Source organism: Amycolatopsis sp. SB7-3 (assembly GCF_041021335.1).
Taxonomy (GTDB): Bacteria; Actinomycetota; Actinomycetes; order Mycobacteriales; family Pseudonocardiaceae; genus Amycolatopsis; species Amycolatopsis japonica.
This window is the reverse complement of the sequence record NZ_JBFPJQ010000001.1, coordinates 677,679-691,787: the sequence shown is the minus strand read 5'-3', so window position 1 is coordinate 691,787 and position 14,109 is coordinate 677,679. Positions and strand designations below refer to the sequence as shown.

Annotated in this window: 10 protein-coding genes; 4 read left to right on the top strand and 6 right to left on the bottom strand. The window is 68.8% G+C overall.

Annotated elements, in window-relative coordinates; translation table 11 throughout:
* Nucleotides 1-104: 104 nt before the first annotated feature.
* The 4 genes from AB8M46_RS03285 to AB8M46_RS03270 all read right to left on the bottom strand — a co-directional run bounded on the left by AB8M46_RS03285 (nt 105) and on the right by AB8M46_RS03270 (nt 7,154).
* Nucleotides 105-1,511 (bottom strand): LCP family protein, encoded by a 1,407-nt coding sequence (locus AB8M46_RS03285; protein ID WP_051972773.1) that lies wholly within the window; start codon nt 1,509-1,511, stop codon nt 105-107.
* A 378-nt stretch (nt 1,512-1,889) separates the two neighbouring features.
* Nucleotides 1,890-4,052 (bottom strand): phospholipase A2, encoded by a 2,163-nt coding sequence (locus AB8M46_RS03280; protein ID WP_394359512.1) that lies wholly within the window; start codon nt 4,050-4,052, stop codon nt 1,890-1,892.
* Nucleotides 4,053-4,128: 76 nt separating this feature from the next.
* On the bottom strand, nt 4,129-5,553 hold the full coding sequence (locus AB8M46_RS03275) for a GGDEF domain-containing protein (RefSeq protein ID WP_037341564.1): 1,425 nt from the start codon (nt 5,551-5,553) through the stop codon (nt 4,129-4,131).
* 386 nt (nt 5,554-5,939) lie between these two features.
* Nucleotides 5,940-7,154, bottom strand: coding sequence for an MFS transporter (locus tag AB8M46_RS03270; protein WP_125734486.1), 1,215 nt, complete (start codon nt 7,152-7,154; stop codon nt 5,940-5,942).
* A 371-nt stretch (nt 7,155-7,525) separates the two neighbouring features.
* On the opposite strand from AB8M46_RS03270, the gene AB8M46_RS03265 reads away from it, so the two are divergent.
* Nucleotides 7,526-8,419 (top strand): SDR family NAD(P)-dependent oxidoreductase, encoded by an 894-nt coding sequence (locus AB8M46_RS03265; protein WP_037342529.1) that lies wholly within the window; start codon nt 7,526-7,528, stop codon nt 8,417-8,419.
* A 153-nt stretch (nt 8,420-8,572) separates the two neighbouring features.
* Here the strand turns inward: AB8M46_RS03265 and AB8M46_RS03260 are convergent, their stop codons facing one another.
* A complete protein-coding gene (locus AB8M46_RS03260; protein ID WP_394359511.1) occupies nt 8,573-9,229 on the bottom strand; it encodes a maleylpyruvate isomerase N-terminal domain-containing protein in 657 nt (218 codons plus the stop codon).
* A 123-nt stretch (nt 9,230-9,352) separates the two neighbouring features.
* Nucleotides 9,353-11,218 carry an AMP-dependent synthetase/ligase gene (locus AB8M46_RS03255; RefSeq protein ID WP_394359510.1) on the bottom strand — a complete coding sequence of 622 codons (1,866 nt, stop codon included), beginning with the start codon at nt 11,216-11,218 and terminating at the stop codon, nt 9,353-9,355.
* A gap of 149 nt (nt 11,219-11,367) precedes the next feature.
* Between AB8M46_RS03255 and AB8M46_RS03250 the strand changes: the two genes are divergently transcribed.
* The 3 genes from AB8M46_RS03250 (at nt 11,368) to AB8M46_RS03240 (ending at nt 13,772) form a co-directional block, all read left to right on the top strand.
* Nucleotides 11,368-12,015, top strand: coding sequence for a transcriptional regulator (locus tag AB8M46_RS03250; RefSeq protein WP_394359509.1), 648 nt, complete (start codon nt 11,368-11,370; stop codon nt 12,013-12,015).
* Nucleotides 11,999-13,180 carry a kynureninase gene (locus AB8M46_RS03245; RefSeq protein ID WP_394359508.1) on the top strand — a complete coding sequence of 394 codons (1,182 nt, stop codon included), beginning with the start codon at nt 11,999-12,001 and terminating at the stop codon, nt 13,178-13,180. Before AB8M46_RS03250 ends, AB8M46_RS03245 begins: the two co-directional genes overlap by 17 nt.
* Nucleotides 13,181-13,421: 241 nt before the next feature.
* Nucleotides 13,422-13,772: a hypothetical protein gene (locus AB8M46_RS03240; RefSeq protein ID WP_394359507.1), complete on the top strand. Its 351-nt coding sequence runs from the start codon at nt 13,422-13,424 to the stop codon at nt 13,770-13,772.
* Nucleotides 13,773-14,109 lie beyond the last annotated feature (337 nt).

Sequence of the window (14,109 nt, the reverse complement as noted above, 5' to 3'; positions counted from 1 at the left end):
AAAGTCGGCAGGGCCGCCGCTCTTACGCGGTTTCGGGGGTGGTTTTCCCATCTATTTTGGCTTGTTGGGCCGAATGGGTGAACAAACCTGGCTCGAAGAGCGCGTCAGTTGACGCAGGGCACACCTTCGGCGGTGATCGGCTTCTCGTCGGACTGCTCGGGCGGCGGAGCCGCGGCCGACGAACCGGCGGCGTTCTGCGAGGAACCGGAGCCTTCGGCGCCGCTCGGCGCCTTGAAGTCCGAGCCGAGGAAGACCATCACGTGCCCGGCCTCGACGCTCTTGTCCTCTTGGACGGTCGGGTTGCCGCCGAGTGCGTCGGCGACCGCCTGGCCCGCCGCCTTCTCACCCTTGGCGACCCAGACCACCGTCTTCTTGCGCGCGCTGGCGGTGGCCGTGTCGCCCGCGGTGAAGCCCTTGTCGACGAGCTGCTTCAGCACCGACGAGGCCAGCCCGTCCCGGTTCGTGGAGTTGCGGACGTCGACCGTGGTCGCCTTGTTGGCCGACTCGGCGGGCGGCGCCTGCTGCTGTTCGCCGGGTTGCGGGCCCGCGAGCCCCTGGACGAAGCTCTTGACCTGTTTCGGGTCGACCTGGATGGCGACGCCGTCGTTCGGGGTCTTGTACTCGATGTTGACGATCGGGATCGTCCGGAACTCGAGCTGACCGCCGGTCAGGCTCTTCATCTGCTGCGCGAACCCGAAGACGTCCCAGTTCTGGTTGAGCACGACCGACTTCTTGATGGCCGTGATCAGGTCGTTGAGCTTGCCCGGGTTCGCGAGCGTGCCCGCCGAGAGCACCTTCCTCGCCATCCCGGCCATGAACACCTGCTGCCGGACGACCCGGTCGAGGTCGCCGCGCGGCAGGCCGTGCCGTTGCCGGACGAAGCCGAGCGCCTCGACGCCGGAGATGGTGTGCGGGCCCTTGGTGAACTTCGCGCCGGAGAACTGGTCGTTGACGTCGTCGTTGAGGCAGACGTCGACCCCGCCGATGGCCTGCGTGATCTCGCTGAAGCCCAGCAGGTTGATGGCGGCGTAGTTGTCGATGGTCGAGCCGGTCAGCTGCTCGACCGTCTTGATCAGCGTCTTCGCGCCGGCCTCGTTGGCCTTCTGGTCGAGTTCCTTCGGGTCGGAGACGCCGTCTTCCTGCAGCTTCTTGCGCTCGTCGAGCATCGCGCGGGCGTAGGCGGAGTTGATCTTGTGCTTGCCGAAGCCGCCGGGGATGTCGACGTAGGAGTCACGGGGGAGCGAGATCGCGACGGCCTTGGAGCCGTCGTTCGGGATGTGCACGAAGATCAGCGAGTCGGTGTTCAGCTCGCCGTCGGCCTGCCCGGCGCGCAGCTGGGCCAGCACTTCCTTCGACAGCGGGTTGCCCTGCGCGTCCGTGCGGCTGTCGAGGCCGACGAGCAGGATGTCGCGGGCGCCGTCCGCGGGTTTGTCGCCTTCGTCCGCGCCGATGCCGACGTTCGCGAAGGTCAGACCGTCCATCGCGGCCCACGCGTACCCGGTCAGGCCCATCACCAGCAACGACACGAGGCCGAGGGCGATCTTGGGGCCGCGGAACGACTTGCGCCGCGGGGCCGGGCGCCGGGGCGGCTGGCCCGCGGACTGCCGGGCAGGCACCGGGCGGGCTCCACGGGGCGGGGCCGGGCGGGAAGGAACGCGTCCGGGCGCGTCCTGCCTAGGCCGGGCGGGACGTCGATCCCCATGCCCATTCCGAGGCGGGTACTCCACGCGGTCTGCTCCTTCTGGTCGTTACCGGTTCGACGGTCTCTTCAAGGGACGCATGGTGCCTGTTGCGGGTTGTCGCAGGATTACACATCCCCCCGAAGATGTGGCACGCACCACCGGTTTCCTCTCAAGGGTACGGAAATCCCCTGGTCAGCGCCGTGTGGTTCAGGGAAGGACACGCCGGGCCGCGCGGGCGGGGACCAGCGTGGCGGCCGCCGCGAGCATCGCGACGACGATCGTCGCGACCGGCAGCGCGACGGAGGCGGCGCTCACCCGCTCGCCTTCGAGGGCGGTCATCAGGGGTGGCGCGCACGCGACCGCGCAGACCAGCCAGGTCCCGGTCATCCGGCTCGTGCCGTTGCGCACGGTGTGCAGCAGGTACACCCCGAGCAGCAGGTTGACCAGGCTCTGGACCGGTCCGAACCGGATCCCGAGGAGGTCGGCGTCGGCCGAGGCACCACCGAACCGGGTCAGCGCGAACCCGAACACGCCGAGCATCGAGTACGCCATGCCGACCGTCGCCGCCGCGCGGCAGAACACCATGGCCCGCAGACCCGGCTCGTCGACCGCCCGTTGCTGAGGCCCCGAATGCCGTTCGAACCACCAGAAGACGAGCACGGCGGGTACGGCGAGCAGGGCCATCGCGAGCAGGACCTTCGGGCGGGCCAGCCAGCTGAGCCCGTCCACGAACGGCCCCGGCAGGTAGACGACCGCCACGAGCAGCAGCATCGCGGAGAGGAAGCCGAGGTACAGGCTCATCGGGGCGCGCAGGACGAGACGCGCGGCCGCGGCGATCGCCGGACGTCCGCCGAGCCGGGCCAGCGGCCGGGCGAGCAGGCCGAGGAGCGCGAGCTGCACCAGGCCGAGCAGGAGCACGCCCCACGGCGGACCCGACAGCGCGGCCGGGGCGCCGGGACCGCCGAGCAGCATCGGTCCTTCGCCGCGGACGGCGACCGTGAGGCCCAGTCCGGCGGCGCCGGTGAACGCCGTCGCCACGAGGACGCCGCGTGACGGGCGGGCACCGGCGGCGTGGGCGAACGCCAGTTGCTGGACGAACAGCGCGAGGAACAACGTCTCCGCGTAGCGGGGGACGGCCGAGCCGGACCAGTGCGCGGCAGCCTCGCTCGCCAGGGTCAGCGCCAGCAGCCCGGCGACGGAGGCGGCCCGCGTCCGGTGATACAGCGCCAGCAGCGCCGGCGCGAGGACGACGGTGAGAAGGAAGACGCCGAGCAGCCAGAGCGGATGCAGCGCGATCCGCATGACCGTGGCGTTCGTGCCCGTCGGGATCCCCAGCACCTCCAGCGCGAGCGGGACGACCAGCGCGACCACGGCGAAGATCAGCGCCGGGCGCAGCAGCGGGCTCGCCCGGTCGGCGAGGTACTGCGGATAGCGGCCGCCGCTCGCGCGGATCGACCGCCAGCCCGCCTCGTTGATCCGGCCGACCGCGAAGAAGATGAGCGGACAGAGCTGGGCCAGCCAGGTGAACGGCCACAACGACCGCTCCGGCGCCCCCGCCCAGTGCGCGAGCGCGACGGCGGATTCGCCGAGCACCATGAGCGCGACCCCGGCGACGCCGAGCAACGCCCATCGGCCGACCGGGACGACCGGCCGCGGTTCGCGGGGGAGCGTGACGGCCGTCCGGCGGGTGCGGACCCAGCCGCGGAGGCGGAACACCAGCAGCGCGCCGATCACCAGCACGCCGACGATCATCGGGCCGAGCGGGTCGCCGACCGGCGGACCCCAGCGCTGATGCCAGGAGTTGAGCACCAGACCGGCGGTGTAGAGGGAGGCGACGACGTCGCACGTGCCGCGTGAGTCCATCGGGTTGAGGACGCAGGCGTTGTGCATGTCGGCTGAGAGCCGGTCGTCGAGCGACGCCCTCGCCTCCTGGCCGAGCGGGTGCCCCTTGCGTTCGGCGTAGCGGAGGATGTCGTAGCCCAGGTCATGGGCTTTGCAGGGAACCGCGTAGTCCCACTTGGTGTTGTCGTCACCCCAGGGCGCCGAGCAGCCGCCGTCGGTGTGGACGGCGCGCACGGTGCCGTCCCGCGCCGTCATCACCCCCGGGGTGATGCCGCTGACCGCGGTGAAATCGGCGGGGAGTTCGGCGATCACGTTCTCGACCGGGCCCGGCCGCACCAGCGCGTCGACCGCGTTCTGCGCGGCGAGGAGATCACCCGTCGGTGGGCCCTGGTCCGGCGGCGAAGCGGGCCGTGACGCGATCAGACCGAAACCGAACACCAGCACCGTGACCAGCAGTAACCAGCCCGACGTCGACCATGGCCGCCGGATCCGGGCAGGTCGAGCGGCGGCGTCGGCTGTCGCTGGCATGGGATCAAGGGTGCCATCCGCCGATCGGGGCCGACATCCGGATAACCCCCGGGTTCACCCACCGGGTGTCCCTGAGTCAGGTGGCGGGCCGGTCGACGTCCTGGGCGAAGCGCACCTGGTTCCGGCCGTTCTCCTTGGCCACGTAGACGGCGGCGTCGGAGGCGTGCAGGAGTTCTTCGAGGGATTCACCGTGACGAGGGAACAGTGCCGCCCCGATCGAGGTCGTGCGGCCCGAGATGGTCACTCGGCTGCCCCTTTTGTCGGTAGTCACTATATGCAGTTCGGCGATAGCGCTGCGCACTCGCTCGGCCGCGAGTTTGGCCGCCGTTTCGTCGATATCCGGCAGGAGTACGAGGAATTCCTCGCCACCGAACCGGCCGATGACGTCGGCGGGCCGGGTGACCTCGTCCAATTTCCGCGCCACATCGCGGAGGACGTCGTCGCCCGCCGGGTGTCCATATGTGTCGTTAATCCACTTGAAGTGGTCGAGATCAATCATCAGAAGTGCCAGGTTGTCGTCCGATCGGGCGGTCCTTCCGAGCGCCCGATCGGCCGACTCCGACCATCCGCGCATGTTGAGAACACCGGTTTTCGGGTCCGTCCGCGCGTCGTTTTGCAGTTGGTCGATCTCGGCGAGGCGATTGAACACCACCGTCACCACGGCCATCACGATCACCATCGGTGGCATGATCAACAGCAGTACCGCGGTGACCGCGCCGAGGCCGATCGTGATGGCTTCCAGCAGGTTGTCCGCCGCGTTGCCGAGCACGGTGGACAGTGACGGCCGCTTCGGCGAGCCGATCGCGAGGATGCCGCCGATGTAGGCGATCTGCACCGCTTCGAAGACCATCCCGGTGACGATCAGGACACCGAACTCGCCGAGGGTGTCCCAGCCGGAAATCCTTCCCCATTCATGCGGTCCGAACGCGGCGAAGGTGAGCGAGGCCAGTGTCACCGAAACGCCGTGCGTGACCGACGAGAACACGAAGTTGTGCGCTGGCCGCCGGGCGATGAACCAATGCTGGATCCGGACGATCGCGATGATGGAAAGCGTCAGCGAAAGCGGCAGGATGACCGCGGCCGGAAATGTCCAAACCGCGGTGAGGTCGATGAGGACGGTACGACTTCGATCGCGTCGTCTTTCTTCTTGACGCTGAGTGAGCTGAATATGTGCCGTGGCGCCGACGGCGAGAATGGCGAAACGAACCCAGTCGATTCTTCCCGGATTCGTGGAATTCATCGTCGCGACGACCATGATCGCGATTCCGATGGCCTCCATCGCGAAAAGGAACGCGATGAACCGCTTCGGCCGCTGCCACAGCGCCCACGCCCTGGGATCGTAGGGATGGCGCTCCGGCGGTCCGGCCTGGTCACCTTCCGGGCTTGCCTGCCCGCGTTCGGTCACCGGTACACCGCTGTCCGCGGCGGCCGCGGCCGTTGCGCCGTCAAGGTCGCCGGTGCCGTCACCGTGCTGGCGACGGTCGCCGGTCTCGGCTGGCAATTGCTACCTCTTTTCCGCCCGGACGGCACGGCTGAGTAATCTCACCGGTACCGACTGATACACCGTTCGTATTCCACGGCCGGTATCATCCCATCGCAACAGTTGTCCGACACCGGCAAGGGTGCCCGCGAACACGGACCGGAGGTGGCAATCGTGTCCCGTGATTTCTGATCTTGGCAGCTGAATGTTTTTCGAGACGCGTCGCGGAAGGGGTGACGGATAGTGTCCAGTCGTGACTTCTGAGCCCGGACAAGGTATTAGTTCGCAGCAACGAGGAGGCCGGGAGGTGTCGGACAGTGTCGAGCCGTGACTTCTGATCGAGTGTCGTTTCTTTTCGCCCACGTGGTGAAGGGCCGAGTGTGGAAGCAGTGTCGAGTGTGGATTCCTCATGACAGCAACGGTTCCGGGCTGGATCCGTTGATGTGGCCCCAGCTGAGCGCGACCAGTACGGCCAGCAGCAGGCCGACCACGCCTGCCAGCGCGATGGCCGAGGTCGCCGCCCCGAGCCGATCGGCGGCGAGCCCGCCGAGTCCCGCCCCTATTCCTTGAGCCACCCGCAATCCCGTGCGGTACACCCCACCCGCACCGCCCCGGAGTTCGTTCGGGACCCACGTGATGAACGTGGCGCTCACCGTGATCAGGTACGCCCCCGCGGCACCCGCCGCCGCCAGCAGGAGCAACGCCGGAATCAGCCCCGGCTTGAGCGCGAAGGCGATCAGGGCGACCATCGGTAGTGCCGCCAGCACGCCGAGCAGCTTCCTTCGTTGTTCCGCCGAGACGAATCGGGACAGCAGGAACGCCCCGATCACGAATCCCAGCGGATCGGCGGCCAGCAGCCAGCCGACGGCCTGTTTCCCCACACCCATCTCCGCGGCGAGCGGCGCGGCCAGCCCCTCGGGGATGACGGCCAGGCCGACCAGCCACGAGAACCAGATCAGCACCCGCAGATGGCGGTTGCCGAAGACCTGCTTCACCGCGCCGAACCAGCTGCCGTTGCCGTCGGACGCCGCCGCCCGCCGGGAAACCGAGAAGCGGACCACGGCCGCGCTCAGCAGGAACGTCGCGGCGTCCAGTGCCAGCGCCCAGCTCGCCCCGACGTGCGACACCAGCAGACCGCCGCCCGCCAGCCCGAGCAGCATCGCGGTGTTGGTCGAGATCCCCCGGATGTCCTGGCTCTTCAGATAGAGGTCGTCGTCGGTGAACACCTCGCGGGTCAGCGCGTTCTGCGCCGCGTTGCCGGGCGCGTTCGCGAGCCGGGCCAGCACCACTAGTCCGCACAACAGGGCGAGCGGGGTGCCGGGGATCGCCATGATCGCGATCAGCACGCCCTGGATCAGGGACGAGACGACGAGGACGGTGCGCCTCGGGTAGCGGTCGGCCAGCTGGGAGAGGCCGAGACCACCGGCGAGCGCGGGCAGGAAGGTCAGGGAGTAGACCACCGCGGACAGCAACGCGGAGCCGGTCCGGTCGTAGACGAGGATCGCCAGCGCCACGATGGTGAGCTGGTCGCCGATGAGGGACTGCACCTCGGCGAGCCAGAGTGCGCGGAACTCGCGGTTCGCCAGGGCGGCGGTCATCCGCGGCGCCGCGTTCATCTTCACTGCGTGACCACCTCCCCCCGATCGGGTGAACTTGCTTTCCTCGCATTCTTGCCTGCCGTGTTACGTGGTCAGCGAGGGAGTCACAGTTGCCGTCCCGCCGGACAACGTTCAGTATGCCTCCGGCTACAGCGAGACGAATAGAAGACCGGCCGATCCTTCCCCTGTTGGGCCGATCGGGCTACGCCGTCTGACCGGTGGGTGATGTCGGCCTGACTCGTCCGCGGGTATCTCCGCGCCGATCGCCCCGCCCTCGCTCGGCGCAGCCGGGCCGCCGTTCGCCGCCGCCGGAGGTCCGGCTGGGCCGAATGGTCCAACACTGAGTAGAGACCGGTCTGGAGGTGGAGGCCGGCTGGGTCAAAGGGGTGAAGGCGATGAACGGTTTGCTCGACGACAAGGCCGTCGTCGTGACCGGGGCGGGTCGGGGCCTCGGCGAGGCGTTCGCGGTGCACGTGGCGAGGGCGGGCGGGGCCGTCGTGGTGAACGACATCGACGCCGAACTCGCCGAACGGACGACGGAGAACATCCGCCGGTTCGGGGGCAGGGCGGTCGCCAGCGGTCACAGCGTCGCCGATCCGAAGCAGGCGCAGGAGATCGTGGACCTCTGTCTCGCGGAGTTCGGCGCTATCGACGGGCTGGTCAACAACGCGGGCCTGAACTACGAGGCGCTGCCGTGGGAGGACGACGTCGAGCAGGCCCGCGAACTGGTCGAAGTGAACGTCCTCGGCGTCATGTACACCGGGCTCGCCGCGATCAAGGCGATGGTTTCGCGGGGCACGCCCGGCTCGATCGTCAACATCTCGTCCGGGGCGTCGCTCGGGCAGCGCAAGCTCGGCGTGTACGCCGCCAGCAAGGGCGCCGTCGCTTCGCTGACCTACTCCTGGGCACTCGACCTGGAGGAGAGCGGCATCCGGGTGAACGCGGTCTGCCCGCTCGCGCACACCCGGATGGTGTGGAAATCCGAACGGTCGCTGCGGGCCTGCCCGCCGGACCGGACGCCGTCGCGGATCGCGCCGGTCGTGCTCTTCCTGCTCGGCTCCGGATCCGACGGGATCACCGGGCAGATGATCCGCTGCAACGGGCCGCAGCTGCACGTCATGGGCCAGCCGTATCTGAAGCAGCCCATCCTCGAGCGGCCGGTGTGGGACACCGAGACCGTGCAGCGCGCCTTCGACGAGGTCTTCAGCGCGCACCTGGAGAACTACGGCCTCGAAAAGCGTGTCCCGCCCCGGCTCCGCAAGTGGACGGAGTCGACCCGAACCGCGTGACACGCGTGATCAGACGGACGACACGCGTGATCAGAGACGGAACTCGCGTGATCAGGCGGCGAACTCACGTGATCGGAGACGGAACGCCTCCAATCACGCGAGTCTCGTCCCCGATCACGCGAGTTCGCCATCCAGTCACGCGTGTCGTCCGGTTTAGCCGATGACGAAGGGCAGCTTCGCGGCCAAGTCGCCGAGGGTGGCCTTCTCGGCGTCGGTCGCTTCGCGGCGTCCGGTGCCGACCAGGAGCGCATCGGTGTCGGAGAACGACTCGGGGAACTTCTCGCCGGTCCGCTCCTCCAGGATCCGCCGCGTCTCGGCGAGGCCGTCGGCGGCGGGGCCGTCGAGGTGCGGGAGATGCGCGACCAGGTCGAGGTGGTGCAGCGTCCACTCCAGGACGTACGCGGAAAGGAAGTCGCCCGCGGTCAGGACGATGTCGCGAGTGGCGACCCGGGCCGCCGGATCGGCGAGGGTGGCGGCCCGGCCGGCGGCGGAACCGACGTCGTCGAGGTGGAACTTGAGCAGCCGGGGCTCCTGATACGCGGCGGCGAGCCGCACGATCAGCGCGTCGAGGTCGTCCTCACCGGTGGGAGGTTCGTCGGAGACCTCCCAGTAGGTGACCGCGTCGCGCGTCGGTTCCGTGTCGGCGGGGGTGGCGAGGGTGATCAGCACGTCCTGGGCGTCGATCACGAGGTGACACGCCAGGTCCCGCACCAGCCAGCCGGCGCAACCGGACGGTTTGTCGAAGTCTTCGTCGGGGGTTTCGGCGACGGCGGCGAGCAGCGCCGCCCAAGATCGGGAAAAGAGATCCACGGCGGCAAGTTAGCAGCGGTCGCCGATCGGTCGCGACTCCTTTCGGCCCGGTGCGCGTGCAATGAACGGTCCTTTCCTTGCGAATTTCGCAAGGAAAGGACCGTTCCTGGCACGCGCGAGAGGTCAGGAGCCGGCGGCAGGGGCGGGTTCAGGGGTGGCGGCCGCGTACAGATCCGCGATGGTCGGCGCGTACCGGTCGTTGATGATCCGCCGCTTCAGTTTCAAAGTCGGCGTCACTTCGCCGGTTTCCGGCGTCCACGCCTTGGGGATCACGTGATACCGCTTGATCTGCTCGATCCTGGCCAGCCGCGCGTTCGCCGCCTCGACGGCCTTCTCGATCTCCGCGCGGACTTCGGCGTTGTCGGCGAGCGATTCGCCATCGGCGAGCTGGATGCCGTTCGCGGTCGCCCAGCCCGGCGCGATCTCGTCGTCGACGACGATCAGCGCCGTGACGTACGGCCGTTTCTCGCCGATCGCGACGGCCTGCCCGATCAGCGGGTGTTCCTTGAGCAGCCCTTCGATCTTCGTCGGGGCGATGTTCTTGCCGCTCGAGGTGATGATCAGTTCCTTCTTGCGGTCGGTGATCGTGACGAAACCGCGTTCGTCGATCGTCCCGATGTCGCCGGTGGCGAGCCAGCCGTCGGCGTCGACGTCCGGTTTGATCGTGCCGTCCGCCTGCAGGTAGCCGAGGAACACGATCGGGCCGCGGACGAGGAGTTCGCCGTCTTCGGCGACCTTCACCTCGATACCTTCCAGCGGGCGGCCGACCGAACCGGCCTTGAACGCCGTCGGCGTGTTCGACGTGACCGCGCCGGTGGTCTCGGAAAGTCCCCAGACCTCCTGGATCTCGACGCCGAGCCCGGCGATGAAGTACAGGATCTCCACCGGCAGCGCGGCGGCGCCGCTGGAGGCGACCTCGATCTGGTCGAGACCCAGCATCGCCCGCACCGGCGCGAGCGCGGCCGCGTCGGTCTGCGCGATCTTCTCCGCGAGTTCCGGCGGCACCTCCTTGCCGTCACTGCGCAGTTTGTAGCCCTGCTGCAGCAGTTCGTTCGCGCCGATCAGGCCGTTCCGCTTCTCCTCCGGCAGCGAGCCGAGCAGGTTTTTCAGGCCCGCCACCATCTTTTCCCACACGCGCGGGACACCGAAGAAGCTCTTCGGGTGCACCTGGCCCAGCGCGCCGACGACGCCCGTCGGATCGCCGACGGTGTGCACGTGCCCGGCCCACACGATCGGCATGTAGATCGACAGTTCCCGTTCGGCGATATGCGCGAGCGGCAGATACGCGATGTTCGTGGCGTGCATCGGGGAGTCGTGCAGCTTCTGGACGGCGACGGCCTGGTAGATCGCGTTGCGGTGCGACAGCACGACACCCTTGGGGTCGCCGGTGGTACCCGAGGTGTAGATCATCGACAGCGGGTCGTCCGGCGTGATCGCGGACCACGCCGTCTCGAACGCCTCCGGGTCGGCCGCGTGCGCTTCGGCGCCCGCCGCGCGAAGGTCGGCGAAGGACAGGAAACGCTTGTCGTCCTGGGGAATCACGGACGCGTCGAGCAGCACGACGTGCCGAAGCGCGGGCAGGTCGTCGAGGACCTGGGACCAGCGTTCGAGTTCGTCGGCACCGGCGAGGACGACGACGCCGGCGGCGCTGTGCCGGGCGACGAACCCGATCTGCTCCGGGCTCAGCGTCGCGTACGCGGTGCAGGGGATCGCGCCGAGATGGGCGGCGGCGAGGTCGGCGATCAGGTGCTCCGGGCTGCTCGGCGCCATGATCAGCATCCGGTCGCGGACGCCGAGCCCGAGACCGGCGAGCCCGCGGGACACCTCCGCGATGGCGGTGCGGAATTCGGCCCAGGTGAGGGTCGGCTTACCCTCGACGTCGAGTGACGTCACCGCCGGCAGGTCACCGAACTCCTGGGCGTTGCGGTGAAGCAGGGCGGGGATGGTCTGGCCTTCGATCTGCTCGGCGACGGTCGGCTGGGTGGTCAACGCTGGCCTCCTCGATGCTGCCTGATCAGGCACACTGTAAGGGCTGTCGGCAGTGCTGGATAGAGAATCGCGGCCACGGTTGCGCTACGCGAAATGTCCACCTTTTCCGTTTTCACCGCGTCAGCCCCGAACAAGGAGGAGCCTCGACGATGACCGGTTCGGCACGCGAGTTGATCGACGCGGTCCAGGCGGAACTCGCCCCCCGCGACGGCGAGAACAGGCTGGTCCCGGCGGTCGAAGCGGGCGAGGCGCCGCGGGCGGTCTTCGCCGCGATCGCCGAGGAGGAGTACCGGATCGTCCGCAGCGACTGGCGGAGTTTCCTGCACCTCGCCTCGCGTGCGGGGGAGCGGAACGCGAGGGAGTTCTTCGCGGCCTTGGCTTCGGGCGAGGGGCTGGCGCTCGGCAAGCTGGCGGCACTCGCGGAGGAATCGCCCGCTTTCGAGCCACGCGCGGGATGTCAGGCGTATCCGGCGTTCGTCGCCTGGCTGGCGCTCAACGGCGAACCGGCGGACGTCATCGTGGCGATCGTCGCGAACTTCGCCGCCTTCGGCCGGTACTGCGCCGCGATCGCCGCCGCGATGCGCGAGCGGTACGGCTTCGACGACGAGGCATGCGCCTTCTTCGATTTCTTCGGCGCGCCGTCGCCCGAGCTCGAAGACCTGGCCGTCCGTGCCGTGCAGGCCGCGCTCGACGTCGGTGAACTGTCCGAAAAGGACGCTCGGACGCACGCGCGGCTCTTCCAGTCGTACGAACTGGACTTCTGGAACACTCTCGCCGACGATGGTGGCCGTGACTGACCTCGTAGCCGAGGCCGCGGCGCTGGACGCGGCCGACCCCTTGGCGCACAAGCGAAACGACTTCGATCTCGACGCGGATGTCGCCTATTTCGACGGCAACTCGCTGGGCGCCCCGCCGAAGCACGTGGCCGGTCGGCTCGCCGCGGTCGTCCGCGAGCAATGGGGCGGACGGCTCATCCGGTCCTGGTCGGAGGGCTGGTGGGAGGCTCCGGTACGGGTCGGCGGGCGGATCGCGCCGCTGGTGGGCGCGGCGCCGGGTCAGGTCGTCGTGGCGGACTCGACGAGTGTGAACCTGTTCAAGGCGCTGGTCGCCGCCACCCGGCTCCAGCCAGGCCGCGACGAGATCCTCGTCGACGCCGACACCTTCCCGACCGACGGTTACATCGCCGACGAGGCCGCCCGGCTGACCGGGCGCACGGTGCGCCGGGTGGTCGCGGAGGACATGCCCGACCAGGTGAGCGAGCGGACGGCCGTCGCGCTGATCAACCACGTCGACTACGTCACCGGACGCGCGCACGACATGGCCGGGCTGACCGCGGCACTGCACCGCGCCGGGGCGCTGGCGCTCTGGGACCTCTGCCACAGTGTCGGCGCGCTGCCCGTCGAGCTGGACGCCACAGGCGTGGACCTCGCCGTCGGCTGCACCTACAAATTCCTGAACGGCGGCCCCGGCGCGCCCGCTTTCCTTTACGTGGCGGCGAAATGGTTGGACCGGTTCGACCAGCCGCTGGCGGGCTGGGCCGGCGACCGGGACCCGTTCGCGATGCGGGGCGCGTACGAGGCGCACGCCGGTATCGAGCGTGGCCGCGCGGGCACGCCCGACATGCTTTCGCTGCTCGCGCTCGACGCCGCCCTCGACGTCTGGGACGGCGTGGACCGCGGCGTGCTGCGGGAGAAGGGCCTCGCGCTCGGTGACTTCTTCTTCCGGTGCGCGGACGAGCTCCTCGACGGCGCGAAGATCCCGACCCCGCGCGGCCGGGACCGCGGGCACCAGATCTCGGTGATCGACGACGACGCGGCCGAGACGATGGCGGCCTTGATCGACCGCGGGGTGATCGGCGACTTCCGCCCGCCGAACGTGCTGAGGTTCGGGCTCGCGCCGCTCTACACCACGTACGGCGAGGTGCTCCGCGCCGTCACGACGCTGCGGGAGCTCCGCGGCTGAGCGCGGAGTGACACCCGGTGTGGTGAAAATGGTGAACCGCATTCGGAAATGGGTGGCAAATAGGTGATCGCCTCGCCCCGGTGGGGGAGAACGGGCGATCTTTCGCGAATCCGCTGTTAATCTCGACATTCGCTCTCGCCGCGAGTGTGACGTAGATCCTTCCCCTGTGGCGTAAGGAAAACCCGCGCCGCCCGTCTCACCCGTGAGGCGCGGGCCACGGCGCCTGGAGAAGGAGGGGATCGTGTCGTTCGCCTATGTCGTCGTCGCCGTGTTCGGTGTCGCCTCCGGTTTTCTGCTCAACGAATTCGGCTCCCGGTACCCGGTGGAGACGGTTCTCGTCGCGATCCTGATCTGCGGGGTGGCGACCCTGTGCTGGGCGGGCGTCCGGATGCTGCGGGAGGCGTCCGGACGGGTCGAGGCGCTCATCGACGACGAGCTCGGCCGCACCGAGGAAGATCATTTCGCCGAATCCCCGGTGATAAGCGTCGGCAATTCTGGATTCCGTGGCGCGAAGGGTGTTACGGCGGCGTTCCTCCGCGGTGATGTCGTTCGCAAACCGAACGGTATGTGGAGCCCTGGTCCGAAAGCGTGAGCGACGTCACGGCGAGTAGTTTTCGTCGACTTTTTCGCCGGGACGCGGACGCCGTGAGGTGTGACTTGATCGTGTCCGAAGAGTGCCGATCAAGCCCCTGCCTGCGCTAAACCGCCAGGTGATCTACTGGTGGGTCACTTAGCCGGGTGCCCCGTCCCACGTGGTGGACTTTCCTGGTCCGTCCGCCTCTTGTCAGCAGGTCACGGCCATATGCGACTACCCTTCGCGTCCGGACTTGACTCACCCGTTTGGGTCTCCTAGCGTCTTCGCGGGCGGAGCGGACCACGCTGTGTTGATCCGGCTATCGGATCCCGCGGGTATGAGATCCCCGGCGACC

What these genes read in the sequence shown, in the direction of transcription:
- AB8M46_RS03285 (WP_051972773.1), bottom strand. Translation starts at nt 1,511, where the DNA reads ATGGGCCTGACCGGGTACGCGTGGGCCGCGATGGACGGTCTGACCTTC.
- AB8M46_RS03280 (WP_394359512.1), bottom strand. Translation starts at nt 4,052, where the DNA reads ATGCCAGCGACAGCCGACGCCGCCGCTCGACCTGCCCGGATCCGGCGG.
- AB8M46_RS03250 (WP_394359509.1), top strand. Translation starts at nt 11,368, where the DNA reads ATGACCGGTTCGGCACGCGAGTTGATCGACGCGGTCCAGGCGGAACTC.
- AB8M46_RS03265 (WP_037342529.1), top strand. Translation starts at nt 7,526, where the DNA reads ATGAACGGTTTGCTCGACGACAAGGCCGTCGTCGTGACCGGGGCGGGT.
- AB8M46_RS03245 (WP_394359508.1), top strand. Translation starts at nt 11,999, where the DNA reads ATGGTGGCCGTGACTGACCTCGTAGCCGAGGCCGCGGCGCTGGACGCG.